The sequence below is a fragment of the Myxococcus sp. AB025B genome (assembly GCF_006518215.1).
Classification (GTDB): Bacteria; Myxococcota; Myxococcia; order Myxococcales; family Myxococcaceae; genus Myxococcus; species Myxococcus fulvus.
Window position 1 is genome coordinate 1 of record NZ_SRLW01000095.1, and the last position, 25,244, is coordinate 25,244.

Consider the following 25,244-nt stretch of genomic DNA (forward strand, 5'->3'; position numbering starts at 1 on the left):
GCTCTGTCCAGCGTCGTCAACGTTCCGGTCCGGCTTTCAGCCCGCGAGGTCCTCGGCCCTGCTCCAGCCCCACTGCTTCAACCTGCTACAGGTGTTCGGCTTGCTCCGGAATCGGTGTTCGGCTTGCCCCGGAGAGGGTGTTCGGCTTGCTCCGGAGAAGGTGATCGGGATCGTCCGGAGCACGCAAATGTGGTGAGGCCGAAGGTGGAGCTCCGGCTTCCGTCGACGTCGCCGACAGGAGACGTGCTGTCCTCGGACGAGGCCCGATAGCTACAGTCGAGCTACGGTTGGAGCGACAAACAAGAAGCATTGCGGCGGCAACGAAGATTGCACGAGGACCGGATGACAAAGTCGGTGAAACTGGAAAGCTGGGAAGGCTCACTCCTGGACTGGATTGATTTCGCCTGCACCGAGTATTTCGAGCCGGACTCGCTCCGCGAATACCAGCGATGGCTGACGGACCAGCTCGCCAAACCGGATAACGTCGTGCCGTTCAGGCTGGTGTCGGGGCGTGCACCCAAAGGCACTGAGTTCGTCCGGCGTGACGGGACCGTCCTGTACGCTGCCGACAACGAGCCCTTCGCTGGCCTGTGGGGGCTCGTCGCTCAGCGAAGAGGCGCCCCCAGCGCAGATCTGAAAGAGCTGCTCTCGCGCAGGCTCATCCCGGGCTCGTGGCCACCGAATCGGAAGCCGACCCGTTTCAGCTGCCGCTGGGGTCCGGCGCCGCTCCAGCTCAAGGACTGGGGAATGAAGATCGCGCACCTGCTCGATTCGGGGCGAAATTCAATTCCAGTTGAGCCAGAGCAACTCGCTCGGCGCGCACTGCTGACGCTCAGCCTCGTGAACTGCTTCCCGATGCCCAATCGCAGCCGGGTCGAGTTCAGCCAGAATGGAGTTGTGACCAGTGATCTCGCGGAACTGCCCGAGGTGCAGTCACTCCTGCTTTCCTACATTGCGGAGCACATTGGTGGTGCAGTGCATCTTGGGCCGCTCTTCGCCGCATTCGGGCCGGGCTGCCGGGTCGCGCTGGATGTGGCTTGGCGGCGAAAGGCCGCAGCGTATCGCTTCGCGGTCCGGCCCAAGACCGCCAAGCCAGAGGATTCGCGTCGCCCGAAGCTACGGGTCGGCGCCAAGCGTGCAGCGATGGATGGCCCGAGAGCGTTCGTCCCGAGCAGAGATATTCTCCCGGACCTGCACGCGGTCATTGCCGAGCTGAGGCTCTGGCTGTCCACGCATCCCGGTGTCGAGCGGCTCGATGATCGCGCGGGCGGCCCGAATGGGACACCATACGTCAGATTCGAGGTTCGGCATCTGGCAGATACCGATCTGGTCATCGACCGTCCCCACTTCCCGAGCTCGGTGTGGAGGGCCTCGGACTACACGGGAGTGTTTCACCTCAACGGCGACACCAAGGTGAGCGCCATCCGTCGGCTCGTGGAGATGGAGGAGAACGGGCTCAAGCTTGACGAAATTATTGAGCCGGCCGTCACGGAGCTGAGGACTTGGAACGGGCGACTCACTGGAGAGAACCCGTGCTTCGTCCTCGTCGGCACCGACGGCGCCAAGGGGCTGTACTGCTACACCAAAAGGGGCGTTCGCACTTGAGCCAGCCTCGGCGGCCGCCCGAATCCGCCTCGGACCTGTGGCGAAGCAGTGGCGCGCATTCCGCAAGACGGCACGAGCAGGAGCTGGGACTCAAAAGACTCCAGGCCGATCTCGATGGCACGTCATGACACGCGTATCAACCATCAACCTCTTCATGCCCCCAATCAAACTAAGGGAACAATGTCTCTCGAATAGGCCACCGACGGAGTGCGGGAACAAGACCAGCATCGAGTGCCACGTTGTGCGCTCGATTCCATTTACCGAACCGGTTCCATGAGAAATGGTACGTGATAAACACCCGCGGGAGTAGCTGATCGCGATCCTCTCTGGCTAACAGCAGGTCCCGCAGGGCTCTGTAAAACGGCACCACCTTTTCGATTGGCACCGGCGGGTTCGGCTCGGGGATGTGAAGTTCAGGCCACCCTTCCTCCCATGTGCATCCTGTAACGCCGAGAATCCAAAGATTAGCCCTTGTCAAAGCCAACAAGTCTACCACCAAGCGAGCCATCGCTACCTGCGTATGACGAACGGCAGCCGGATCGAAGGCAGCCAGTCCCTTGGTGGCTCTCGACGACAGCGGTGTCTTGTTCAGAATCATCACGGACTCATCAAAGAAGTCGGCGCCCAAAGTTCGTTCGGCCCACCAGCGGGCACTCAGTACTCGGCGACTGCACAGATACCGACGGCGCTTCCTTTCCTGTCCGCCCGGATTATCAGGGCAGAGGATCCATTTCACGCCTCGAAGGAGCTTCGGATCACGCAGGTACTTGTTGAGATCCCAGTTCCATACACAGTCGCGCCAAGGTAGTCGGTAGGTCCTGGGCCAAGTCCAGACACTGTCCCGCTTGAGGCCATAAAGGAGTGCGGTTGCCTCCCGAACCTGTTCGTCAGTCACGGTACTCACTCCACCCGTCGAAAAAGCCCCGACTCCGTCATGGAATCGGGGCCTGCGTGTCGTTCCTTCTGACACTGGCGCAGCAGCGCACCGATTTCGGAGCCGGTGAGACCGTCGCCCGTGTTTCCGAGCACCCCGCAGAGCGTCTCTAGCGTCGCCGCGTCCAAGCTCGGCACTGCCATCACCCACCGCCCTTATGCGGCGCGCGTGTCCGCGTGCCGACGACGATCGCAGGACGATCCGCGCACTCGAATGAGCCGTTCTCCTCGGCATATTGCCCCCACCGCAGCGCGTACTGCGCACGAGGAAGCAGGAGCAGGTCGTCTGTCTCATCCACACCGCCAGCATCGAGACCCACGCCGAGCGACACGCCGCCGACGTCCGTCAGCACGTAGCGGTTGTGCAGCTTGTCGCCACCTGCCTTCTGCCGCCAGCGGACGAACTCGACCGAGACGCCGCTCGGCAGACGCGGCGCCATCTTGGCGGCCTCCTGCTCGAAGAACTCCATCGTCGACTTCTCGGAGCAGTGCATCCGGACGACGTCGAGTGTCAGCCCATTGTCCGCAATGACGCCCATCAACGCTTCGAGCACCATTCGATGACGTGCATTCTCCGGGCCGAAGTGCGGATCGACGAGGTGGAGTTGACGGCAGTTGGTCACCATCGCCGAGAGGGCAAGCGCCAAGTCATTCGGCGTACGTGAAGGGGACGCGCCGCTCTCGCGCGCCCAGCGAGAACTCCCCGCGCCGAGCTGGTCGGGGACCAGCACGCCCTCATGGTTTCGCGGGTTCTGCGACGCGACGATGCCGGCGAAGGGTCTGCGCGCCCACTCACGTTCGGCGTTCTCGAGCCACGTCAGCATGCCGTCGTAGACCGCGTCGGCGCGCCGATGCTTGTGCTCGCCGAAGAGCCGGAACAGCTCCTCGATGCGCTTCATGTCCTCCTGAGACAGGTCGAGTGCCTTGGCGGCGTTGTAAACGGCCTTCTTCCACTTGTTGAATGCGGGCAGTTCAAGCAACACGCGCGGCGTGCCGAGCCCGAACTTATCGTGGATGAAGCGGAACTCCTCGCGGCGTCCCCAGGTGGCCACAACCTCCGGCTCGAGCGCGAAGGCGTGAATCACAAGAGTTCCTCCATGCGCTCGGCAAAAAAGCCCTTGGGCCAGCGATCGACGAACTCCCCGCGCTCGTCGACACGAAGGCGGCGCACACGAACTCCTCCCGGGTTTGCCTGGACGTAGAGCACGCTCAGCTTGTTCTCGCTGAACGCAGGCGCGTCCTCGGCCAGCTCTTTCTCGGTTGTCTCTCGGATGCGTCGCAAGAGCCTCAAGATGAGGTGTTCGCTGTGGGTCTCGACGAGCAACGTGCGTCGGCTGCCCTCGCGGGTCGCTGCTTCGATGAGCAGGTCGCCCAGCCCCACCTGCACGGCAGGGTGCACGTGGATCTCGGGCTGCTCGACGAGCGTGAGGCCACCACGCCCTTCGATGGCGGCGACGACGACGGGGATGAGCTGCGAGATGCCCGCGCCCACCTCCGACGGCAGCACGAACGAGCCCGCGCCGGTGTCGAGGAGCAGCCGGCGCACGGTCTTGTCGACATGGCCGCCCGAGAGTTCCTCGGCGTCCGCGTTGCCTTCGAAGAGCTGCTGGACGACGACCTGGCAGCCCGCCCCGAGGCGCCGGAGCCAGGCGTTCGTGCGCTCGATGAGCGTGAGCCGGTCGGCGAGAAGCAGGTCCCAGGCGGCGAGGCCATCGGCCCAGCTCGTGATGCGCCCCGCGCGCTCGTAGAGAAAGCCGCGCGGAGGGATCGTCCGCAGGGGGCCGATGTACTGCGCATCGCGCAGGAACGCCGCGAGCTGCGCCGTCGTGCCGAGCACCACCATCTCGAGGAACGTGCGCACGTGCTGTGCAGCACGTTCTCGTGTGGAGATGGACTGTTCGAGCGCCTCGACGAGCTTCTCGTCGAAGGAAGGCTGGCGGCGAAGCGAAACGAGCTCCTCTTTGTCACCTTCGATGTCCCCCGCGGGCAGCACTCGTAGCGCTTCCGAGAAGCCAGGCAACGCTCCCGTTCGCGAGCGCGCGATCGCAAAGAACGGTCGCCAACGTAGGTCAGCTCTGTCAGCGAGCTCAGCCGGTGTCCCAAGTGCTCGTGCGAGCAAGCCCTGAGAAATCGCGACCGACGAGAGTTCATCGATGGTTGTCTCGAATTGGTACCTCTCCTCTTGGAGGAGATCGTCAACATCCTGCCAAGGATGACCAGCCTCAAGCACAGGCCACAGCTGCGGGTGCGACGTTCGGAGCGTCGCAACGACAGGGTGGCCGAGGTTGATCTGAACGTAGAGCGGCTCTCCGGATCTCAGCGATTCACCGTTCTCCATCCGAACAAGCGGCTCCGAAATGCCGTTGGCGCCGATCGTCACCCTATCAATGATTGCCCCCCGAAACGTCGGAGTCCGCCGATAGCGGACCTCCAGTTCCAGCCAAGCAGTCTCGATCAGGTCGTCGAGATCCGGAAACGGGAAGTCGCTGAGGTCGCGCCCGAAACGCTCGAGGGCTCCGGGCGTAGCGAACTCGGCGCGCAGCACGATGGCGCGCTCGGTCTCGTGACGGTGCACGAGCCGGGCAAACCCGCCGAGTTCGAGCACGTTGCCGCCCAGCTCGGTGCGATCGACGTCGGCCGAGCCGCGCTCGATCAGCTCATGCAGGTAGAGCAGTGCCTGCAAGACGGTGCTCTTGCCCGCGCTGTTGGCGCCGAAGAGCAGCGTCAGCGGTGCGAGATCGATGCGCTGACGGGCGGCGAAGCCCTTGAAGTTTTCGATCTCGAGGGAGATCAGCATGCGGGGCCCCCGGAGAACGCGCGTTCGACAAGAGAGCTAAAGAGATGATCGCTTTCGGTGTGCGCGACTGCTGCGTCAGCATTCGCATGACGAACACGTGCTCTGAACGCTCGAAAGGCCCCTTGCGCCTCAACCGGTGGCCGAATCAGGCGCATCTTTCGAATTGCCGAGAGGTTCAGATATTGCTGGGCGCTCCCGGCCTCGAATGTATGCAGGTAGCGCTTGTACGTTGACGTGGTCATCTGCGCGACGACGAACTCAGGCAGAAAACTGTCGTCCGGAGGAACACGCAACCTCACGGTTCCACTTGCGGAAAGTACAGCAGGGCCGCCAAGGTCGGGAGCGACGCAGACATCGCCGACGGTACCTTTCGTCGTGATCAGCACGTCGCCGGGAAGGACTTCACTCCGCCGAATCTCCTCGAATTTTGCGGGGGTGACGTACTTAAACTCCGAGAAGTCGAAGCGGTCGTCATAAATGTTCCAGTTGCGAACGACCTTCACCCCAGCGTCGACATAGTGCTCGGGCTTGAGGGACGAGCCAAAGGGACCATCGACCAGTCCAGCACCGCGGGCACACAACTCACCGATGGTCTCGGTCGGCCACCCCTTCGGGTTCGACACCGGGTCTCCGAACATCTCCAGAAATGCCGAGCGCAAGAGTGCCTCGGTGAGGGCGATGGCCTCCTTGCGTTTGAGGCTGATGGCGTCGGCCTTGTCGAGGATGTCGGCGATGCGCCGCTGCTCATCAAGAGCTGGAACCGGGACCTGCACTCGCCTAAGCGTGGCTATATTCAGGCTGTCTCGCGTTGTTCCAACCGTTTCGAACGCGCTTCGACTTCCGAGCCACCGCAGGTACCAGTAGAGAAATCGCCGATCAACGCGGTTGTCAGGCGCGACGACCGCGATCGTCCGAGACACATTCGACCCCGCGAAGGCCTGGGGAACAATCGCGACGCGTCCGACCGTACCCTGCACGGAGATCAAGACCTCACCGCCGTCCAGACGACTTCTTGCGAACTCTTCGTCAAGGTCCGGAGCTATCCGAATTAGGTCGCGAGAGTCGAACTCGTTGAGCACGATGTCGGTAACGCGAACCAGCGGCACGCCGTTCGGGTCTTCGCGTCCAGGCTTCAGCACGCCGTAGCAAATCGGGCGCGTGCTCTCCGTGAGTTCACCGAGAGTCAGAGTCGGCCAGGCAGGAGAATTCACAGCATCGCCTCCAGATCGCTCAGGTCCTTCGCGATCTCCGCCTCCAGGGCGCGCAGCTTGGCGATGATCTTCTTCGGCGGGTCGTACTGGACCGCTTCGTGCTTCGCTTCTTTGTAGCGGTTTATCGAGAGATCGAAGCCCTTGTCCTCGATCTCCTTCACCGGCACCATGAAGTGCTTCGCGGCCCGGTCGGTGTCCTTCCTCGCGCGCCTCTTCCTCCAGCACGCGAGCGCATCGGGCAGGTCGTTCTCGCTTACCGAATCGCGTTTGTCGTCGAGCGAGAGACCGTCGGCCTCGACGTCGTAGAAGAACACGTTGTCGGTCTTGCCTCCCTTGGTGAAAACGAGGATGGCCGTCGACACGCCGGCGTACGGCTTGAACACGCCGCTCGGCAGAGAGATGACCGCCTCGAGTTGGTTGTCCTTCACCAACATCTTGCGCAGCGCAGTGTGCGCCTTCGACGAGCCAAAGAGCACGCCTTCGGGCACGATGGTAGCGCTGCGGCCGCCCTTTTTGAGCATGCGCAAGATGAGAGCGATGAAGAGCAACTCGGTCTTCTTCGTCTTCACCGTCTGGGTCAGCGTGGGGTGAACGTCGCCCTCGTCGAGGCTGCCCTTGAAGGGCGGGTTGGCGAGGATGACGTCGAAGCCGCCAGTCGCCTGCTTCGGGAACTTCTCGGGGAACGAGTTCGACAGCGTGTCCTGGTAGTGGATGTCGGGGTTGTCGACGCCGTGGAGCATCAGGTTCATCGACGCGATGCGGAGCATGGTCGCGTCGAAGTCGAAGCCGTGGAACATCCCGTTCTGGATGTGGTCGCGATACGGCTCAAGCAGGTCGCCGGTGTAGATCGTCTCGCCATTTTCACCATTGAGCCTGCCCTTCGCCGAGGTGTGCGTCTCAAGGAGGTACTGCATCGCGCCGACGAGGAAGCCCGCCGTGCCACACGCAGGGTCGCCGATGGTGTCCGTCGGCTTCGGCTCGAGCAGTTCCACCATGAAGCGGATGATGTGGCGGGGCGTGCGGAACTGGCCGTTGATGCCCGCCGTCGTCAGCTTGCTCAGGAGGTACTCGTAGAGATCGCCCTTCGCGTCGCCGTCGGTGATCGGCAGCTTGTCGATCATGTTCACCGCCGAGACGAGCAAGCTCGGCTTCTGGATCATGAGCTGGGCGTCCTGCATGTACTCGGCGAAGGTCGTGCCACCGTTCAGCTTGCGGAAGTGCGGGAAGACCTCGTCGCGCACGACGCGCAGCATCTCGGCGGCGTCCTTCTGCTTGAAGTTCTTCCAGCGACGTGGGTCATTCGGCCCGGTGAAGCGACCTTTGAAGGGCTTCTTGAGGCGCTCGGCCTTGCGCTCGCCGGTGGTCTCCATGACGTCGAGGAGGCGCGCGAACATCAAGAACGAGATCTGCTCGATGACGGTGAGCGGATTGGTGATGCCGCCGGTCCAGAACTCGGTCCAGAGCTTGTCGATGTCGCTCTTCAGCTGTGTGGTCAGTGTGCTCATGATGCTTGGCTCGCGGGGGGCCGGCCGGTCGACGCGGCGCGCTTGGGCTCGAAGACGCTGAGGATGGCAAGGAGCTCATCCACGTCTCCGGGCTCTTGGAAGAGACCGTCCATGCTCTCCGCATGGAGGGTAGTGAACGGTGGCTCGTAGAGCCGCTCGAACTCGATGCCGCCGTTCTGAGCGATGTGGTTCTGCAGCAGTTGCAGGAAGCGGAGCTGCTGCGACGAGAGGCGCGGGTGCTTGTGGACGAACGCCGAGAACGCCTGCTCGACAGCCGCAGCATCGAGTCCGACCAAGCCACGGAACACGGTAAGGAGCGATCTGCGCGTCTCCGGGTCGTGCCCCGCCAAGTGCTTCACGTTGGCCTTGTCGTCGACCTCAAGGACGAGGCGCGCCAGCTCTTCGAGCTCGTCGTCGCGCACACTCTTGCCGGCACGAATGCGCTGCAAGGTCGGGTTCTCCGCGAAGTGCTCGCGCAGCACCGACTCGACACGTCGCTTGTACTCGACGAGGTCGAGGCCCTCTAGCTTCGGAATGTAGGTCTCGGCCAGATGACCATCGTCGGTGACGTCGAAGACCTGCGGCGCCACGCGCGTCGTGGGCGGGAGCTGTTGGTACTTCATGACTCCGCGCAGCTCACGACGCAGCCCCTCAAGGTGGTGCATCTCGACGGCTGCCCAGAAGTCCTTGCTCCGCACCTGCTGGATCGCCTCGGCCTTGGCCTTCACCGGCGCGAGGTTCTTGGCGAGCAGCTCGACTGCCTCTTCGACGCGGGCGCGCAGGTCCAAGACCTTGGGCGCGCTCGGGCCACCGCGCAGAAGCTCGAGCTCGAGGCGCGTCATGAGCAGATCAAAGCGGTAGGCGTCTTCGTCGCCGCGGATGCTGCGTAGGTGCTGGAGGGGCGCGACGATCGAGAGTAGGTCGGCCTTCGTCGCCGCGGCGAAGTGGTGGACGCGGTCGCCGTCGGCGAGCAGCTCGAGTTCCTTCCACTTGTCGCGCGTGTCGATCGCGTTCGTGTCGCGCACTGCGCGGATGTCGCCGAGAATCAGCGCGGCCGCGGCCTCGAAGGTGGTCTGGTCCATCTTGTCGAGCGCAACGGCGGCCAGCTCCACGCGTGTCTCGAACAGGTGCTGGAGCAGCGACTTCTGCGGCGAAGGCTGCGTCTCCTTGTACTTCTCGTCGAAGAACCAGAAATTCCGCCAGTGGTCGAAGATGAGAAACTCGGTCTTGTCCCGACCCGGCCCGAAGAGATCCTTTCGCAATCGCGTGCCGCGGCCGATCATCTGCCAGAACTTCACGTAGGACTTCACGGGCTTCGCGAACACCAAGTTCACGACCTCGGGCACGTCGATGCCGGTGTCGAGCATGTCGACGGAGATCGCGATGGTCAGCTCGCTGTCAGGGTTCTTGAAGTCGTCGATGAGCTGATCGGCTTTCGGCTCCTGGTTATCGATCACGCGGCAGAACGTCGAGCCGTACTGCGGGTAAATCTCGCTGAAGACCTCGGCGAGGTGCACGGCGTGGGCATGGCTGCGTGCGAAGACGATGGTCTTTCCGACGTGGCTCCCCGTCGCTTCGCGGATGCCGCCGTCCATCAGCGAGCGCCAGATGGCGCGCGTCGTGTCTCTGTTGAAGAAGTACTTGTCGAGATCCTCGCTGTCGTAGTCGACGGACGCTGCCTGCGGGTCCTGGTCTTCGAGTTCGGCCTGCTGCTCGTCCGTCATGTCCTTGTAGCGGAAGCCGTCGCGGCGGAACTTCGTGCTCACCGCCATCACGCGGAAAGGCACGAGGAATGGAGGCTTGCTCTGGATCGCGTCTTCGAAGCTGAAGTGCGAGGTCGGATCGCGGTCCTCGCAACCGAACAGCTCGTAGGTGTTGCGCTCGATGAAGCGCACCGGCGTCGCCGTGAGGCCCACCTCGAGCGCATCAAAATACTGAAAGAGCGCGCGGAACTTCTTGTAGATGCTGCGGTGTGACTCGTCGGCGATGATGAGGTCGAAGAAGCCGACGTCGAAGTCCTCGAAGCACTTCATCATCGCCGGGTAGGTAGCGAGGTAGATGCGCTTGTCGCGGTCGTTCGCGGTGCTGGCGTCGACGATGACGCGCGGCTCGCCCGGCATGAACTCCTTGAAGACGCGGTCCGCCTGCTTGCGCAGCTCGCGCCGGTCACAAAGGAAGAGGATGCGCTTCACCCACCCGGCTCGCATGAGAACGTCGCAGAGCGAGATGGCGACGCGCGTCTTGCCGGTGCCCGTGGCCTGCACGACGAGCGACTTGCGGAACTTGCCCTCGAAGCGCTCGCAGACGCGCTTGACCGCCTCGAGCTGGTACATGCGGTTCGCGATGGCGAGGTTCGGCTCGACGGCCGCCAGCGGCCTCTTGTTCGCGCGCTGGTGCACCAGGTACTCAAGGCTGTCCTTCGAGTAGAAGCCGTAGACTTTGCGGTACGGATAGCCCTGCGCATCGTCCCAGAGGAACACGTCGATGCCGTTGGTGAAGAAGATGACCGGGCGCACACCGGTCTCCTTCTCAAGGCAGGTCGCATACATGCGAGCCTGCTCGCCGCCAGCGCGGGCGTCCTTCGCGGTCTTCTTCGCCTCGATGACCGCGAGCGGCTTTCCGTCATCGCCGTAGAGCAGGTAATCGGCGAAGCCCTCGCCTGTCGGCGTCGGCATCCCGGTGAGCCGCACCTCCTGGCGCACCTGCTCGGTGTTCGCGCCGCTCGCGCCGACGTTCCAGCCCGCTGCGATCAAGGCCTGGTCGATGAGGCGACGGCGGGTCGTCTCTTCGTTGAACTGGAGGAACGAGGCGACCTTCTGGCCCTCCTCCTTCAGCGTCTCGAGCTCGGTGGCGTGTTCCGTGGCAGCCCGCTCCGCCGCGAGGCGCTTCTGGGTCTCGGCCTCCAGCGCGGCGAGCACCGACTCGTACTTCGCCTCGGCGAGCCGGAGCTTCTCGAGCGCGTCCTTTGTCTTGGTGGCACCTGCGGGCTCGGGCGACGGCGGCGCGTATTTGGGCGCGGCGCTGAGGTCGCCTCCATCGACCTGCACGTGGAACCAACGGGCAATGTCGAAGAGCTGCGCGAGGCACTCGAGGGAGAGTTGACTCGTGATCGGCCGACGCGGGTGCGCGGCGTGATTGCCAGCCTTGCGCACGGCGTGGAGTTTGTTCTGCACGACCTCGGGGACCGACTGCCGGAACGGCTCGGCGGTCATCAGGTCGTTCAGGTTATCGGAGAACGGAGGGCGGAGCCGATAGCGCTCGTAGATGGCGGTGACCGCGTGCTCGACGAAGCTTCGCTGCTTGATGAGCGAGCTCGCAGGGTCCTCGTGGGCGTAGCGCTCGGCGAAGCCGGCGAGATCGGCCAGGACCGCTCGGCGCGGACGCAGGAACTCGAAGTTATGCGACTTCATGTGCGGGACCTCGGAGCCGACCATGCCGACACTCTGTTCAACGACCGTGCCATCAGCTCTGTACCTCGTATTTCACGAGCCAGTTGGTCAAGGTCTGGTAGCTAGGGAGGCCCACTAGCTCGGCGGCCTTGGTCTTGTTGCCGTGGGCCTCGTCCATCGCGCGTCCCAGGTAGTGGCACGCGACCTCCTTCAGCAATTCCGAGAGGTTGAAGCCCGATCCGAGCGGTCGCCCCAGCACCTCGGGGCGCGTGGTGACGGCAACGGGCAAGAGGGCCTCGCGCACGTCTTCCGAGGAGATCGCCGCGCCGTCGCTCCAGATGGCAGCGCGGCGCAGGGTGTTCAGCAGCTCGCGGACGTTGCCCGGCCAGGGATGGGTGAGAAGAAGATTTCTTGCGCCAGAAGAAATCCTCTTCTCCTTGAAGCCAGGCTCGCCGGCGGCCTCGCGGTTCACCTGAGCCATCAGATGGTCGATGAGGATGCCGAGATCGCCGGAGCGCTCGCGGAGTGGAGGGAGCTTCAAGACGGCGACGGCGAGCCGGTAGAAGAGGTCTTCTCGAAAACGTCCCGAGGCAATCTCTTCGGTGAGGGTGCGGTTCGTCGCGGCAATGATGCGGACGTCGACCTTCGTCGGCTTGCTCGAGCCCAGGCGCACAACCTCACCCTCTTGAAGGGTGCGGAGCAGCTTCACCTGCGCGGGGCCGGGCAGCTCGCCCAGCTCGTCTAGAAAGAGTGTGCCGCCGTCGGATGCCTCGAAGTGTCCTGTGCGCTGCTGGGTCGCGCCGGTGAAGGCGCCCTTCTCGTGGCCAAACAGCTCGGACTCCACGAGTTCGGCGGGGATGGCGCCGCAGTTCACGGCGATGAAGGGGCGGTCCTTGCGCGGGCTCGCGCGGTGGATGGCTCGCGCGAGCAGCTCCTTGCCGGTGCCTGATTCGCCCTCGATCAGAACAGGCACGTTGCGGATGGCCACGCGACGGGCGCGCTGGATGAGGCGGTCCATGACGCGGCTCTTGTGGACGATGTCGGCGAACTCGGGGGCTAAAGGAGCCTCGCCGGGGCTGACGAGCCGCAGACGCTCGTCCGGCTCTCGGAGGAGGTCGGGCAGGAATTCGGCCGAGATGTCGAAGGGAACCGAGGCGGTGCGCACTCCGTGCTCTCGCGAGGACTCGATCAGCTCGGCCGGGAAGCGGGTCTTGCCAAGAATGATCCACACGGCCGCCATCGCCGGCGTGCCGGGGCTCAGGTGGAGCGAGAGGGCCGTTTCGCGCAGCCGGTCGCCCAGCGCACGCTCGATGCCGCGGACGGCGGCCTCGTAGATCTCGCCGAACTGCGTGGGGCCCGACAGCTTTTCCGGCACCACCTCGATCCGCGTCGAACAGCGTCCCGTCAGCCACTTCACGTAGGGCTGAACGACCTTGTCGTCGTAGTCCGAGAGCAGGAAAGCCTCGTCGAAGCTCCGGCCCGTGAGCGCCTGAGCGATCGGACCAATACCCACCGCCTCGCTCTCGGTAGGTGCTCGGAGATCGGTCTTGCCAATCCAAGCGACGAGGACCTTGCGCACCGGGCGACACTACAAGAGGCCTTGCGCTACGACAAGGAGTCTTATCGTCGGCGCAGGCGCCAACCCATGGAAATCACGCTGCCACGCCCACTCTGAACACCCGACCATCGGCTTGGCCCGGTCGCTGCAGTGGAGCCTCGCCATGAAAAACACGATTCGCATCCAGCCCCTGCAGGTCTCCGTTCTCTTCGCTGCCGACGAGGTGGCGCTCGATCTCCGCGACCGTCGCCCCGACAGCATCACGTTGTTCGGAGAGCTCGACGAGGCTGGACGTGACCAGCTCGCGCACGACGCCTGGACCATCGGCCTGCGCGCGCTCGCCAACGCGCACGCGGCAGCGCAGGAGTCAAAGCTGAAGGAGGTCGGCGCGACCCTGCTCGTCGACATCGATCGCCAGTTGAAGCTCCACGTCGAGCAGCAACAGCAGACGATGGGCACCGTGCTCGCGCACTTCTTTGATCCCAGCGATGGCCAGGTCACCCAGCGGCTCGCGGCATTCGTCGATGACCAGGGCGTCCTCGCGCGTTTGCTCGAGAAGTACCTCGGCCCGCGAAACAGCGTGCTTGCCGAGGCACTCGCCAGGCAGGTGGGAGAGACGAGCCCCCTCTTCAAGAAGCTGAGTCCCACTGACAGCACGGGCCTCGTGAAGGTGCTTGAGGCCCAGCTCCGCGCAGTGATGGGCGAGAGCCATGCGGCGCTGGTGCGCGCGCTCGATCCGCTCGCCGAGGACGGCGCGGTCGCCCGCTTCCTCAAGAGCTTGCGCGACGAGCTGAAGGGCGCAGACGAAGACCGGCAGAAGCAGCTCGCCGCCGCACTGGCTGCGCTCGACGCCAATGACGAGAACTCCCTTCTGAGCCGGCTGGTGCGGGAGACCCACGGCGCGCGCCAGGAAGTACTCGCGGCGGTGAACCCCGACACGCCCTCCTCGCCGATGGCGATCTTGAAGGCGAGCTTGACCAAGCTCTTGCAGGAGCAAGGCAACACCCAGTTCGTGCTCGCCAAGCGCCAGGAGGAGCGACAGGTGCAGTTCGAGAAGGAGGTTCGCGAGGCGCTCACGCGCATCGAGACCAGGCGCGCGCAGGACCAGAAGAGCACGCGCGGCGGCCTCGTGTTCGAGGATGCGGTCATCTCCTTCCTTCGCGCAGCTACCCAGGGCGCGCCGTGCGTCTTTGACGCCACCGGGGCGAGCACGGGCGTCGGCCGGAGCAAGAAGGGCGACGCCGTCGTTCGCTTCACGGAGGAGAGCGCCTTCGCCGGTGCCGCCGTCGTCTTCGAGGCGAAGCGTGACGCGACCTACACCGTGCAGAAGGCGCTCGACGAACTGGACGCGGCCCGCAAAAACCGCGACGCGGCAGCCGGCGTGTTCGTGATGGCTCGATCGCACGCGAGTGACGTCTTCCCTCGCTTTGCGCGCTACGGGAACAACGTCCTCGTGGTGTGGGACGATCGGGACCCGACCACCGACGCATACCTGCACGCGGCCATCCTGCTCGGCATCGGCCTCGTCACCCGCACCAAGACCGCGGGCGATGCCGGCGACATCGCCGCTCTGCGTGACATCGAGATGCGCATCGAGGGGGAGCTGAACCGCCTCGAGAAGATGGAGAAGCACAGCGACGCCATTCGCAAAAACGTCGACGGGCTCGGGGACGAGATCCGCAAGGCCCAGAAGGCGCTCGATCTGCTCCTCCGCAAGGCACAGAGCACGCTGCGTGCGCTGAACGTGGAACTGACCGACGAGGCTGCCGAGGCGGCGAGTCCGCTCACGTTGCCGAAGGGATCGTTCGAAGCCGGCATGCTGGCGCTTCCAAGCGGTGGCGAAGCGGCGTGAGAAGAACTGGCAGGCGCAACAGAGGACCAGATGCCGAGCGCCACTGCCTCGATTCTGTTGCCACGAGCTACTCGGGTGCCTTCGTCGCCCGTCACCGAGCGTCGTCCATGCCGCCCGCTGCTCAGCTCACGACCTGGCGTGCGCCACGGCGCGGAGCGTCCGCTCACTCATCGGCTCAGCGCCGTCGGCGGCTTCGAACTCGAGGACCTGACCCTTCGTTGATATCATCAAGCGTGCCATTTCGGAACAACTGGGACTGACCACCAGACGCGGACGCTGGCCCGGCGCGGGCTACGCCAAGAATTCAAAGAACGAAGGTCCCGGTGGGTATCAGCACATGAGCCCAGGAAATGACTTCTGGGCCTCAGCCAGGAGCTTCCGCATGGCCGTGATTCCCCTCCCCCCCGTCATCATCAACCACCTTGGAAAACTGACTCTGGGTGCCGCACCAGCCGCCCTCGGTGGGCTTGCTTATGCCCATCGCGAGCGCATCAGCCGGTGGCTCGATGACGCCGACCTCGGCATCACGCCGCGCGTCGGGGACGCGATGCTCAAGGGTCTCCACAGCGACCTGCCCCCGGGCGAGTTGGAGAAGCTCGCGTCCTTGAACGCCAACGCGGTCGCCGAGTTCAAGGGGCTCATCAACGACGTCCACGAGGAACTCGGCTCGATGGAGGCGACCCTCCAGGAACTGCGCGAAGAGATCGCGAGCCTCAAGGCCCGCCAAGATACGTTGGAGGCCCTCGTCCGCGGCAGACCACACGAGGAGCGCGCCTCCAACGGCAAGGAGGAGTCCTCCTCCCCTGCCCCGCGCCAAGCGACGGGCCGCACCACCGCGGCCAGCGGCAAGCGCAGGGGCAACGGCCCCGTGGGGCCCGACTCGCGCCCTGCCTGAAGCGTCCACGAAGCTTACCCCACCCCACCTGCGCCTTGCTGGCGCGCTGCTTTCAAGCGCGTCACGCGGGGCTCCGGCCTCCGTGCGCGCATGGAGGACACCGTGAAGCACATCCTCACCATTCTGCGTAGCCACCGCCTCGTCCGGCCGATGACGGAAGAGGAGGCAAAGTCCATCAGCCTCGAGTTGCTGCGACCGATGGTCCGCGAGCACGAGCTGGCCATGAAAGCCGCTCTCGCCGACGAGGACGGCCTCGCTACCCTCCTCCACCTCGGGTGGATGAGCCTTTACGCGGTAAAGACGAGCCTGACGGTGAGCAGCATCCTTCTCCATCTGCGCCTCCTCGTGGGCAGCAAGAAGGAGAGGATGGACATCATCACCGGCTGCTTGGATGCGAGCTTCGAGTTGATGCAGAAGAACCCGAACAGCTCGCAGGAGCCCACTCCACTGAGGAAGAGCCCGCCATGGCGACGTTCGCGCCGTGGCGGCTCGCCGGGCCTGAGGTTCAAGTGGTGCCTGCGGCACTCATTTTTGCCGACAGCACCAGGGCGCTGGTGAATCCCCACCAAGAGCGCTTGCCAATTCGCCGAGCTAGGCGTTACGAACTTCTCGGCCGAGGAGCGAAGGAGAATGTTCGACCGGCAAAGACCGTGGCGCGCCCAAGCTAAAGGGAACATCCTCACCCAGCTAGCCCGGGCACTGCGAGGGCGTACGCTGACGCACACGTCCGTCCTGGGCTGTGGATTGGGGCGATGGCGCCAAGCCTCGTCTCCACTGACCGCATCCTCTGGATTTAGCCCCACTCACAGCGGGGCTCGGTTGAGCCGATCCTCCGGGCGTAATCTGCTCAGGGGATGACCCGACCGATTTCCGAGGACTTACGTCGCCGCATCCTCAAGGTGCGGGAGACGACCGGCAAGACGTACGAGGAATTGGCCGAGCAGTTCCAAGTCGGCCGCGCCACAGTGAATCGTTTGCTGCGACTGAATCGAGAGACGGGTGGGCTTCAGCCGCGGCCCCGTGGTGGCGGGATGCCCAAGCGGGTGCCTGACGAGCAACTGCCCAGGGTGAAGGGCGTCGTGGATGCACACCCGGACGCAACCCTCGCGGAGTTGGCCGTCATGGTCAGCCGTGAGCTGGGACGCTCGGTGAGTCGACCCACCATGGGCCGGATGATGGTGAGGCTTCGACTACTCTCGAAAGAAGAAGGGACTGGTAGCCAGCGAGCGAGACCGGCCCGGCGTGCAGCAAAAGCGCGAAGAGTTCCTGGCGGCCACCGAGACGGTTGAGGGTGGCCGCCTCGTCTTCCTCGACGAATCCGGCAGCCACGTCAGCATGATACGTGAGCACGCGTGGGCGCCCGTCGGAGAGCGAGTGGTGGGCCGGGTTCCGCGCAACCGGGGCAAGGTGCTCACGATGATTGGCGCCCTGACCCTGGATGGCGTCGAAGCGCTCATGACCGTGGAGGGTGGCACTTCGGGCGCAGTCTTCCTCACTTTCGTCCGTGAGTACCTGGTGCCGATGCTACGCCCCGGCGACCTGGTCGTGATGGACAACCTGGGAGCGCACCACGCCACGGGAGTGAAGGAGGCCATCCGAGCAGCAGGGGCGGACGTGCTGTACCTGCCGCCCTACAGTCCGGACCTCAATCCAATTGAGCTGTGCTGGAGCAAGGTGAAAGCCCTGCTTCGCAAGCTGGCGGCACGCACGGTCCGCAGGCTGAAGGTCGCCGTCCAGCAGGCCACTGAAGCTGTTACTCAGCGAGATGCCGAGGGCTGGTTCATTCATTGCGGCTACCCGGTTCCGTGCGACTGATCACCGCTGTGAGTCACGGAGGCAGGGTCCTTGAGACAGTCCCTGGGACTCTTGAATTCGCTCTTGATCAACAAGGCGGTCAGATGTCTGACGCGCTTTCGCGGCTGAGCCTTCTTCGTGGCCATTCACTCCCCCAATCGAATGTCGTATATCGATCTGGAGGATGAGCCTCAGGGGTTGAGATGTCTCTACCACCCCAGGAGTACGCCCGGCCCTGGCTAACCGGCGCGTCGCAGTACACCATCCAGCGCGCGGAAGCGCTCCAACGTGCTTGCGGGAATCTCATCGAGCGAGGCCACGAGCGGCAGCGTGAACCGGTGGAAGCTCGCGTCGTACAGCGGCTGGCCCACGAACCGCGCGCCCATCTTCCTGGCGAACAGCGACGGCGCCCGGGGCATCCTCAATCCCGCCAACAACCCCTGCCCCGCCCGCTCGCGCTCCGCCGGCGTGTAGAACGGGCTCCTGGGGATCGCAGGCGACTCATGAGGCACCGTCGACCTCACCCGCCAACGCGGGCTCACCCAGCCCCGGTGCTCCGCCACACACGCAATCAACCGCGCGTCCTCATGTGAGTCCGTATCCATGTTGGCCGCTGCAACCCAGTGCGTCACGCCTCGTCGCCGGCTCTCCGCGTAGATGCCCGCCTGCAGGTGCGCCACCGCCTCCGTGTGCCGCCACTGCTCCAGCACGCAGAAGCGCGCCGTCTCCGCGATGACTCGCCCCGGCCCCACCAGGCTCGACAGGTCCATCTTCTGCTCCATCTCCACCCCGAGCCGCCCTCCCGTCGCCAGAGCCACCTCCGGATTCGTCAACAACATCCGCAGCGTCGCCACCGGCGTCCGCTCCGCATAGACCACCAGGTGCACCGTCGTCTCCAGCGTGTCGAAGCAGCTCACCTCGCGCCGCGTGGGTGACGGCTTGCCCCCCAGCAGCCGCAGCTCTCCTCCGAAAACAGCCCAGCGGATCCGCAGCGCATCATCCAACTCACGCTGAGTGGTGGCGACTCGGCAGTGCATGGACGTCATGGGTCCCTCCCTGAAACAGGCCGGCGTCATACCGACCCCATCCCCTTTTTCGGCGCCGCCACCCCGACTGCGCCCACCACCCCATGTCTCGTCCACCGCGAGCCATACCACCCGGGAGGTACAGACATTGCTTCGCTCCGCGACCAACCTTCCGCGGACGTGAACGAGACACACGCCGTCGAACTCACCGAGCCGGTAACGAAAGGACACACAGTTCGATGTCAACCCGAGAGCGGGCACGTGTTCCCGGCGAGGAGTGGGGATGAGTCTTCCAACACCATCGGAGGAGCAGGAGCTTCACGAACGCATCCTGAAGAAGGATGAGTCATTGGCTACCGCGGAGGTCTTTGAAGTCTTCGTCGACCCAATCACTGTACACTTGTGCAGAGACCTGAACCGCACCAAGGAAGAGGCCTGGGACGCGGTGGTCGATGTCATCTACGCCTATCTGGCGCACCCTGAACGGTACGTTCCCCAGAAGAGTCGGCTGTCCACCTACCTTCGAGAGGCCGCCAAGAAGAAGCTCACCGACCGCTACCGCTCCCGGGTAGCCCGCACCCACCGAGAGCAGGATTACGGGACCGTTTTCGAACTTCGCACGCGGGCACCGAATGAAAGCCTGGAGGTCACCGTGGAAGCCAGGCTCGCCGTGAGACGAATCGACCATGCCAGACTGCCGGAGCGAGACCGAGTCTTCCTCGGGCTGGTCCTCCAGGGAGAGGGCTCCACTCGAGTCCTCGCCCAAGCCATGGGGCTGCCCCCCATGTCGGACGAGGACCGCAAGCGCAGGGTGAAGCGGAATCGAGACCGGCTCATGAAGTGGTTGAGGCGCTTCGGAAAGGAGGACCGAGATGACGAATCCTGAATGGCTCGAGCGAGCGGCCCGACGCGGCCGGAGCGAGCCCTGGTCAATGGCCTACACATTCGAGCAGTACCGACAAATCGAGGGCATCAACGAGGACACGCTGGCCGGGGAACTGGGGTGCACCCAGGAGACGCTCCACTGGATGTCCCTGTGCCGCCGCCCCGAAGGCGACAGCTTCAGCGAGCAGTGCACCGCCATCGCCAAGAAGTTCGGCGTGGACCGCCTCATGCTCATGCAGGTGATTCGCCACGTCGACGTCATCAATGTCTTCTCCAACGGCACACGAACCGGGTCGACGACCCCCATCCGGATGGCGGCCCAAGACCACCTCCCGGATGAAGAAACGGACACGTGATGGAAAGCTGGCTGCAAGAAGCGGTGGAAGCCTGTGCACTGAAGGACTGTCATGCGTCCGTCCATGACCTGCTCGACTGCTTCTGCGGCCAGTTCCACATCCGGCCCGTTGCCCTCCCCAGATTCACTCCGCAGACAGCCCAGGACTGGCTGTCTCGCCGGAGCCCGGGGCAGTGGTTCACGACACAAGATCATGACCTCCATGGCTTCATGGCCTGGTGGCGCGGACACGGCATCCTCTTCTTTGACAATCAGCGAAAGGATGCGGAGCAGCGCTTCACCATCGTCCACGAGGTCGCGCACTTCGTCCTGGAGGAGTGGCTCCCCCGCAGACGAGCCCTGAGCATCTTCGGCCCTGAGATACTCCCGGTCCTCGATGGCGAGCGGGCCCCCTCTCCCGAGGAGGCCCTGACCCTGTTCTTCGAACAGGTCCCGCTGAATCTACGCACGGACCTCATGGCCCGTGATGGCTCGGGGGGCTACGCCAGCCGGGATGTCGTCGTGGCCGAGCACCGCGCGGACCGGGTCGCGCTCGAGCTGCTGGCGCCTGTGGAGCGCGTCCTGCCGCTCGTGAAACAGCTCTCTCGGGAGGATGCCATCAACAGCTTGCGGTTCCAGTTCCACCTGCCTGTGGAGAAAGCCACCGAATACGTCGATGGGCTTCGGCGGCGGCTGCGCGTGTCCCGTTTTTCCATCGCGGAGTTCCTGGGAGTGGAGGAGGGGTAATCCATGTCGAGTGACTTGCCGCCCGAGGCGGATGAACTGAAGGAAGAGCTGTTTGGCGATGCGGACTACCGTTCGGCGTTCGGCGAGGACCTTGCCTCGACGTTGGACCTCGACCGGTGGTCCACGGGGCTCGACCTCGACAAGATCATGGAGCGGTTCCGCCGGGAGATCGCCAGCGCCGTCCACAAGGAGGGCGAGCTGCGCGCCATCGTCCGCAGCGAGCTCTTCCCCCGGCTGGCCACGCGCCCCGATGCCTTCCCGGACGCCGGTGTCTACAAGGTCACTCCAGAAGACCTGACCCTGGTCCACGAGCGCCTGCTGTTTCGCAGCAAGGTCGACGCGGTGACCGGAACCCACGTCTCCCATGACAGCCTGCCCATCGGCATCTCCCAGATTGGCGTCGGCATCGTCAGCTACCAGGGCACCTCGGGCGCCTTCACCAAACGGCTGTTCCGCAAGGAGATGGCGTCCCAGAACACCAGCAACCCTCTCCAGGAGGCGATGGACTTCATCGACATGCGCCAGAACCGCTATCAGGGGAAGCAGGACACCCTGTCGCGCATGGCCCGCCGTGGCATCCAGGCCTATGCCGAGCGCGCCGCGCTCGTGGAGAAGGCCACCGCGGAGTGGCGCATGGGCTCCGGCAATCCGTGCGCCCACGAGCTGCTCTCCGGCTCGGGCTACATGTCACTCCTGGACCGCTCACTCACGGTGCTCGAGCGGCTCATCCACGAGCACAAGAAGTTCGTCTACGTCTCGGACTCCCTCACCGACCGGGGATTCCTCACGATGGGACTCGCGCTGGACGCTGGCGAGTATGCCCTCCTGGAGACGCTCAAGCGCGAGGGCACGCAGATCGTCCGCAACTGGGAGTACGGCGGACGGAGCAAGCACCGCGCCTGGAAGTTCGTGAGAGACTCGAGCCCCTGCGTCGTCAAGGGCATCTTCCGCGTGTCGGACCACTCGGCGCCGCGCTTGTTCTACGCGCACAAGGACCACGCCCACGAGGCCGCCTGGGTGGCCATGGCCGACAGCATCCTGCGCCCCGAGCGCGGATTCCCGATGCTCCTCGATGTCGCGGCGGTGACCTGCCGCGGTGTCTTCGGGGTCGATGGTTTCCTGGGGCTCGTCGAGGACGCCTACACCCAGGCCGGAGCCAATCTGCAGTTCATGACCGAGCGCGGGATGCGCCGTTAAGGGGGGGACCACGGATGTCCAATGATGGCAAGGAACCGAGGCCGCAGGGTGCAGGCAACATCAACGGGAAGTCTCCCTCCCTCCAGATAGTGAATGGCGCACGTGCCGTGCCTCCACGCAACAGCACGCCGCCGCCTCACGGCGCCACGAGAACCCCACCGCCGAGCGCGCAGCGCGAGCCGGCTCCCAACGGCGCGGCCGGCCGCCCTCCGCCTCCGAATGGCTCGGCTCACCGGCCCAACCCTTCTCCTGTGTCCGTCGGACGTGCCCCGTCATCGGTGCAGGCATCGGACCGCGCCGAGCCTCCTGGGGCGCCGCCGCCCACGAAAGCGCCCTCCCCTGGCTCATCGCCCCCTGTTTCGACAGCCACCTCGTCCGCCCTGAACGGCGCCTCCCGTGCCTCGGGCGGTCCTTCAACCCACTCGGGGGCGGAGGGCCCGTCCCGCACCTCGGGAGGCCCCTCGAACGCCTCTGGACCTCTGACCTCGAGCGCGGAGGGCGCCTCCCGCTCCATGGGAGCGCCGCCTGGCGCAGGCATCACGTCTCGCGCGTCAGGAGGCCCCTCACCTGTCGCGGGAACCTCCTCCGACGCAGGAAGCGCCTCTCGCACCCCGGGAGCCACCTCCCCTGCTTCGACGCGTGCCCCCACCGGAGCTCCGATCCCTCTCTCGTCGAGGGGCCCCTCGACGCCCCCCAACGGGTCGGAGAACGTCGTCCGCGAGACGCCCGCCTCGGCCCGTGCCGCGCTCGAGGAGCTGAAAAACGATTCCTCGGCGACACGAGTCGACCCGGAGCTCGAGTCCGCCGCGGGCTTCACCCACTTCGACACCGCGTCGAGCGAGGACAACCTGCTCACCGTGCTACTCACTCGCGCGGACCTGCACCTGCTCGCGTCCCAGACGCTGGTGCGGGTGAAGTCTCGTGAGGATGGCCGCGCCTACCTGGGCGTCGTCGTCAAGGGCCCCTTCGCCGAACCCAACGCGGTCCCCGCCAACTCGACGATGGCCGTCGGTGTCGTGACGCACGGCAAGAAGCTCACGTACACGTTCGACTACCACGGCCGCGCCGAGGTGGAGCTGCTCGGCGAAGAAGTGGAAGGCACCCTCAAGCCACCCCGCTTCCGTCCTCGCCCCCAGAGCCCCGTGTTCGTGCTGACGGACGAGGAGAGCGAGCGCGTGCTCGGGGTCGGTGGAGACATGAGCCTGGGTGTCGTCGTCGGCTACGAGCAGATGGAGGCTCGAATCAGTCCTAGCGACAAGTCCGTCCTCCCCCGGCACACCGGCATCATCGGGACCACGGGCGGCGGCAAGTCCACCACCGTGGCCACGCTCGTCCACCGCGCTCAGTCCCAGGGCATCGCCACCATCGTGTTCGACGTGGAGGGTGAGTACACCCACGTGGACGAGCCCACCGACCATGAGCCCATGCTCGAGGCCCTCAAGCGCCGGGGACAGCGCGCCGAGGGTGTCCGTGACCTGCACATCCATCACCTCATCGGTCGCACCAGCCGCAACCCTCGACACCGCAACCTGCACCGCTTCTCCCTCAACTTCTCCAGCCTCTCGCCCTACGCCATCGCGGAGATTCTCGGCCTGTCGGATGCCCAGCAGGAGCGCTTCCTCAAGGCCTACGACGTCACCAAGCAACTGCTGGAGGACTTCGAGGTCTTCCCACAGACGGACGAAGAGAGGCGCCAGGCGCTCGAGGTGGACGAGATGTCCACGGGCTATCCCAAGATGACCATCCAGCACCTGCTGGACGTCGTGAACGCGTACATCTACAGCCTGGGCGACGAGAACCGCGGCGAAACAAAGAGCCGCTCGAAGAGCAAGCGCAAGGAGTCCGCGGCTGACACAGCCGAGAGCGAGGACGAGGCCGAAGAGGCGACGCCCACCGGACCCTTCCTCCAGAGTGAGTTCAAGGCCAACCGTGGCACGGTCATGAGACGCGTCATGGCCCAGAGCAGCCGCAACGCGGTGAGCTGGAAGACGCTCTACGGAAAGCTCCACCGTCTGCGCCGGCTCAACATCTTCGACATGGGCTCGGTGCCCGGCCCCGCGTACAACTCGATGCTCGCTCCGGGCCGCGTGTCCGTCATCGACCTGTCGGACACGGACTCGCCGCAGCTCAACAACCTGGTCATCGCGGATGTCCTCCGCGGCCTCCAAGAAGCCCAGGAGGTCCGCTACGAAAAGGCCAACGCCCAGGACCAGGCCGTCCCTCCCGTGCTCATCATCATCGAGGAGGCCCACGAGTTCCTCTCCGCCAGCCGCATCAGCCAGATGCCCGTCCTCTTCGAACAGGTGGCTCGCATCGCCAAGCGCGGCCGCAAGCGCTGGCTCGGACTCGTCTTCGTCACCCAGCTCCCTCAACACCTCCCCAACGAGGTGCTCGGCCTGCTCAACAACTTCATCATCCACAAGATGACCGACAGCACCGTCATCTCCCGCATGCAACGCACCGTGGGCAGCATCGATGAGAGTCTCTGGAACCGCGTGACGCGACTCGCGCCAGGACAGGCGCTGGTCTCCTTCAGCAACTTCGCGCGCCCGCTCATGGTGGCCGTCGACCCCGCGCCCGTGAAACGCCTGCTCGTCGACTGACCCCCAGGGGCGGCATGGTATGACCCACCCCATGCCGCCCTCGGAGACCGAGTCCTACCTCCTCGACTACCACCGTCGCCTCGCCGGCGTGACGGCGCGGTGGTTCTCCCGAACGCCCGTCACGCGAGGCGACCACCGCTTCGACTCGACCTACGCGCTGCTCGCCGCCGAAGTCCCCTCGGACTCGCGCGAACACACCGTGCTCGACCTCGCCTGCGGTGATGGCTACCTGCTGGAGCTGCTCGCCCGACGCGCGCCTCCCCGCCCCCGACTCCTCGGCCTCGACATGAGCGCCGACGAGCTCGCCCACGCCCAGGCCCGACTCCAGGGCGCCGCCACGCTCCACCAGGGGCTCGCGCAGTCACTCCCCTTCGAGGACGACAGCCTCGACGTCGTGCTCAGCCACCTGGCCCTCATGCTGATGGACGACTGCGAACAGGTCCTCTCCGAGGTCCGGCGCACACTCAAGCCCGACGGCAAGCTGTCCTGCGTCGTCGGCGGAGGCTTCGCCCCCACGGGCTCGCTGGCCGTGTTCCGCGAGCTGATGAAGCCAGCAATCGAATCCCAGCCGCGCCCCCTGCTGAGCCTGGGCGACAAGCGCTTCCGCTCCACCGAGGGACTCCAGCAACTCTTCGGCCTCGCCTTCCAACACGTCGACGTCTTCGACCTCCTCGTCCAGGACGGCGGCTCCCCGGAGCATGTCTGGGACTCGCTCGCCCAGACCTATGACGCGGACCAGCTCCCCCCCTCCACCCGCGAGGGCGTCCGCAAGGCCTTCCTCTCCGCCGTGGAGCCCCTGCGGGATTCCGCTGGAAACATCTCCTGCCACTGGAGCATGAGGCAGGTGACCGCACACGCCCCGCGACGCTGAAGGCTGCGATTGAGGTGACGAATGCGTGTCCTTGTCGTCCACG

Annotated in this window: 19 protein-coding genes and 1 pseudogene; 12 read left to right on the forward strand and 8 right to left on the reverse strand. The window is 65.0% G+C overall.

Features of this window, described 5'->3' with window-relative positions; translation table 11 throughout:
• Positions 1-342 precede the first annotated feature (342 nt).
• Positions 343-1,605, forward strand: coding sequence for a hypothetical protein (locus FL311_RS17745; RefSeq protein WP_141326326.1), 1,263 nt, complete (start codon positions 343-345; stop codon positions 1,603-1,605).
• A 169-nt stretch (positions 1,606-1,774) separates the two neighbouring features.
• Here FL311_RS17745 and FL311_RS17750 read toward each other — a convergent pair whose 3' ends face one another.
• The 7 genes from FL311_RS17750 to FL311_RS17780 all read right to left on the reverse strand — a co-directional run bounded on the left by FL311_RS17750 (position 1,775) and on the right by FL311_RS17780 (position 13,019).
• The gene (locus FL311_RS17750) at positions 1,775-2,500 is read right to left on the reverse strand and encodes a hypothetical protein (protein ID WP_141326328.1); all 726 of its coding nucleotides are present in this window, start codon (positions 2,498-2,500) and stop codon (positions 1,775-1,777) included.
• 181 nt (positions 2,501-2,681) lie between these two features.
• Positions 2,682-3,623 (reverse strand): hypothetical protein, encoded by a 942-nt coding sequence (locus FL311_RS17755; protein ID WP_141326330.1) that lies wholly within the window; start codon positions 3,621-3,623, stop codon positions 2,682-2,684.
• A complete protein-coding gene (locus tag FL311_RS17760; protein WP_141326332.1) occupies positions 3,620-5,335 on the reverse strand; it encodes an AAA family ATPase in 1,716 nt (571 codons plus the stop codon). The genes FL311_RS17755 and FL311_RS17760 overlap by 4 nt, the downstream gene beginning before the upstream one ends.
• The gene (locus FL311_RS17765; protein ID WP_141326334.1) at positions 5,329-6,546 is read right to left on the reverse strand and encodes a restriction endonuclease subunit S; all 1,218 of its coding nucleotides are present in this window, start codon (positions 6,544-6,546) and stop codon (positions 5,329-5,331) included. The genes FL311_RS17760 and FL311_RS17765 overlap by 7 nt, the downstream gene beginning before the upstream one ends.
• Positions 6,543-8,051, reverse strand: coding sequence for a class I SAM-dependent DNA methyltransferase (locus FL311_RS17770; RefSeq protein WP_141326336.1), 1,509 nt, complete (start codon positions 8,049-8,051; stop codon positions 6,543-6,545). The genes FL311_RS17765 and FL311_RS17770 overlap by 4 nt, the downstream gene beginning before the upstream one ends.
• Entirely contained in the window at positions 8,048-11,461 is a 3,414-nt protein-coding gene (locus FL311_RS17775) for a DEAD/DEAH box helicase family protein (protein WP_141326338.1), read from the reverse strand. Before FL311_RS17775 ends, FL311_RS17770 begins: the two co-directional genes overlap by 4 nt.
• 52 nt (positions 11,462-11,513) lie before the next feature.
• On the reverse strand, positions 11,514-13,019 hold the full coding sequence (locus FL311_RS17780) for a sigma-54-dependent Fis family transcriptional regulator (RefSeq protein WP_141326340.1): 1,506 nt from the start codon (positions 13,017-13,019) through the stop codon (positions 11,514-11,516).
• Between the two features lie 142 nt (positions 13,020-13,161).
• Between FL311_RS17780 and FL311_RS17785 the strand changes: the two genes are divergently transcribed.
• From FL311_RS17785 to FL311_RS17805, 5 genes and pseudogenes are all read left to right on the forward strand, one after another.
• Entirely contained in the window at positions 13,162-14,850 is a 1,689-nt protein-coding gene (locus tag FL311_RS17785; protein WP_141326342.1) for a hypothetical protein, read from the forward strand.
• Between the two features lie 382 nt (positions 14,851-15,232).
• Positions 15,233-15,745, forward strand: coding sequence for a hypothetical protein (locus FL311_RS17790; RefSeq protein ID WP_141326344.1), 513 nt, complete (start codon positions 15,233-15,235; stop codon positions 15,743-15,745).
• 102 nt (positions 15,746-15,847) lie between these two features.
• Complete coding sequence (locus tag FL311_RS17795) at positions 15,848-16,303, forward strand: hypothetical protein (protein WP_141326346.1); 456 nt, start codon at positions 15,848-15,850, stop codon at positions 16,301-16,303.
• Positions 16,304-16,599: 296 nt separating this feature from the next.
• A complete protein-coding gene (locus FL311_RS46305; protein ID WP_141326348.1) occupies positions 16,600-17,034 on the forward strand; it encodes a helix-turn-helix domain-containing protein in 435 nt (144 codons plus the stop codon).
• Positions 16,946-17,560: pseudogene (locus tag FL311_RS17805) on the forward strand (IS630 family transposase); the annotation flags it as partial. The gene FL311_RS46305 and the pseudogene FL311_RS17805, both read left to right, overlap by 89 nt.
• A gap of 218 nt (positions 17,561-17,778) precedes the next feature.
• Here the strand turns inward: FL311_RS17805 and FL311_RS17810 are convergent.
• Entirely contained in the window at positions 17,779-18,585 is an 807-nt protein-coding gene (locus FL311_RS17810) for a GNAT family N-acyltransferase (RefSeq protein WP_141326352.1), read from the reverse strand.
• 262 nt (positions 18,586-18,847) lie between these two features.
• On the opposite strand from FL311_RS17810, the gene FL311_RS17815 reads away from it, so the two are divergent.
• The 6 genes from FL311_RS17815 to FL311_RS17840 all read left to right on the forward strand — a co-directional run bounded on the left by FL311_RS17815 (position 18,848) and on the right by FL311_RS17840 (position 25,201).
• Positions 18,848-19,450 carry an RNA polymerase sigma factor gene (locus FL311_RS17815; protein WP_141326354.1) on the forward strand — a complete coding sequence of 201 codons (603 nt, stop codon included), beginning with the start codon at positions 18,848-18,850 and terminating at the stop codon, positions 19,448-19,450.
• A gap of 46 nt (positions 19,451-19,496) precedes the next feature.
• Positions 19,497-19,805: a hypothetical protein gene (locus FL311_RS17820; protein WP_141326356.1), complete on the forward strand. Its 309-nt coding sequence runs from the start codon at positions 19,497-19,499 to the stop codon at positions 19,803-19,805.
• A gap of 209 nt (positions 19,806-20,014) precedes the next feature.
• Complete coding sequence (locus FL311_RS17825; RefSeq protein WP_194869245.1) at positions 20,015-20,530, forward strand: hypothetical protein; 516 nt, start codon at positions 20,015-20,017, stop codon at positions 20,528-20,530.
• 3 nt (positions 20,531-20,533) lie between these two features.
• Entirely contained in the window at positions 20,534-21,727 is a 1,194-nt protein-coding gene (locus FL311_RS17830) for a hypothetical protein (protein ID WP_141326360.1), read from the forward strand.
• A gap of 857 nt (positions 21,728-22,584) precedes the next feature.
• Positions 22,585-24,330, forward strand: coding sequence for an ATP-binding protein (locus FL311_RS17835; protein ID WP_228556925.1), 1,746 nt, complete (start codon positions 22,585-22,587; stop codon positions 24,328-24,330).
• A gap of 19 nt (positions 24,331-24,349) precedes the next feature.
• Positions 24,350-25,201 (forward strand): methyltransferase domain-containing protein, encoded by an 852-nt coding sequence (locus FL311_RS17840; protein ID WP_141326364.1) that lies wholly within the window; start codon positions 24,350-24,352, stop codon positions 25,199-25,201.
• Positions 25,202-25,244 lie beyond the last annotated feature (43 nt).

Bases quoted from the DNA above. Each gene is read 5' to 3' on its own strand.
- FL311_RS17825 (WP_194869245.1), top strand. From the start codon at position 20,015: ATGGCCTGGTGGCGCGGACACGGCATCCTCTTCTTTGACAATCAGCGA.
- FL311_RS17760 (WP_141326332.1), bottom strand. From the start codon at position 5,335: ATGCTGATCTCCCTCGAGATCGAAAACTTCAAGGGCTTCGCCGCCCGT.
- FL311_RS17810 (WP_141326352.1), bottom strand. From the start codon at position 18,585: ATGACGTCCATGCACTGCCGAGTCGCCACCACTCAGCGTGAGTTGGAT.
- FL311_RS17815 (WP_141326354.1), top strand. From the start codon at position 18,848: ATGAGTCTTCCAACACCATCGGAGGAGCAGGAGCTTCACGAACGCATC.
- FL311_RS17770 (WP_141326336.1), bottom strand. From the start codon at position 8,051: ATGAGCACACTGACCACACAGCTGAAGAGCGACATCGACAAGCTCTGG.
- FL311_RS17820 (WP_141326356.1), top strand. From the start codon at position 19,497: ATGGCCTACACATTCGAGCAGTACCGACAAATCGAGGGCATCAACGAG.
- FL311_RS17775 (WP_141326338.1), bottom strand. From the start codon at position 11,461: ATGAAGTCGCATAACTTCGAGTTCCTGCGTCCGCGCCGAGCGGTCCTG.
- FL311_RS46305 (WP_141326348.1), top strand. From the start codon at position 16,600: ATGACCCGACCGATTTCCGAGGACTTACGTCGCCGCATCCTCAAGGTG.
- FL311_RS17790 (WP_141326344.1), top strand. From the start codon at position 15,233: ATGGCCGTGATTCCCCTCCCCCCCGTCATCATCAACCACCTTGGAAAA.
- FL311_RS17840 (WP_141326364.1), top strand. From the start codon at position 24,350: ATGACCCACCCCATGCCGCCCTCGGAGACCGAGTCCTACCTCCTCGAC.
- FL311_RS17745 (WP_141326326.1), top strand. From the start codon at position 343: ATGACAAAGTCGGTGAAACTGGAAAGCTGGGAAGGCTCACTCCTGGAC.
- FL311_RS17830 (WP_141326360.1), top strand. From the start codon at position 20,534: ATGTCGAGTGACTTGCCGCCCGAGGCGGATGAACTGAAGGAAGAGCTG.
- FL311_RS17785 (WP_141326342.1), top strand. From the start codon at position 13,162: ATGAAAAACACGATTCGCATCCAGCCCCTGCAGGTCTCCGTTCTCTTC.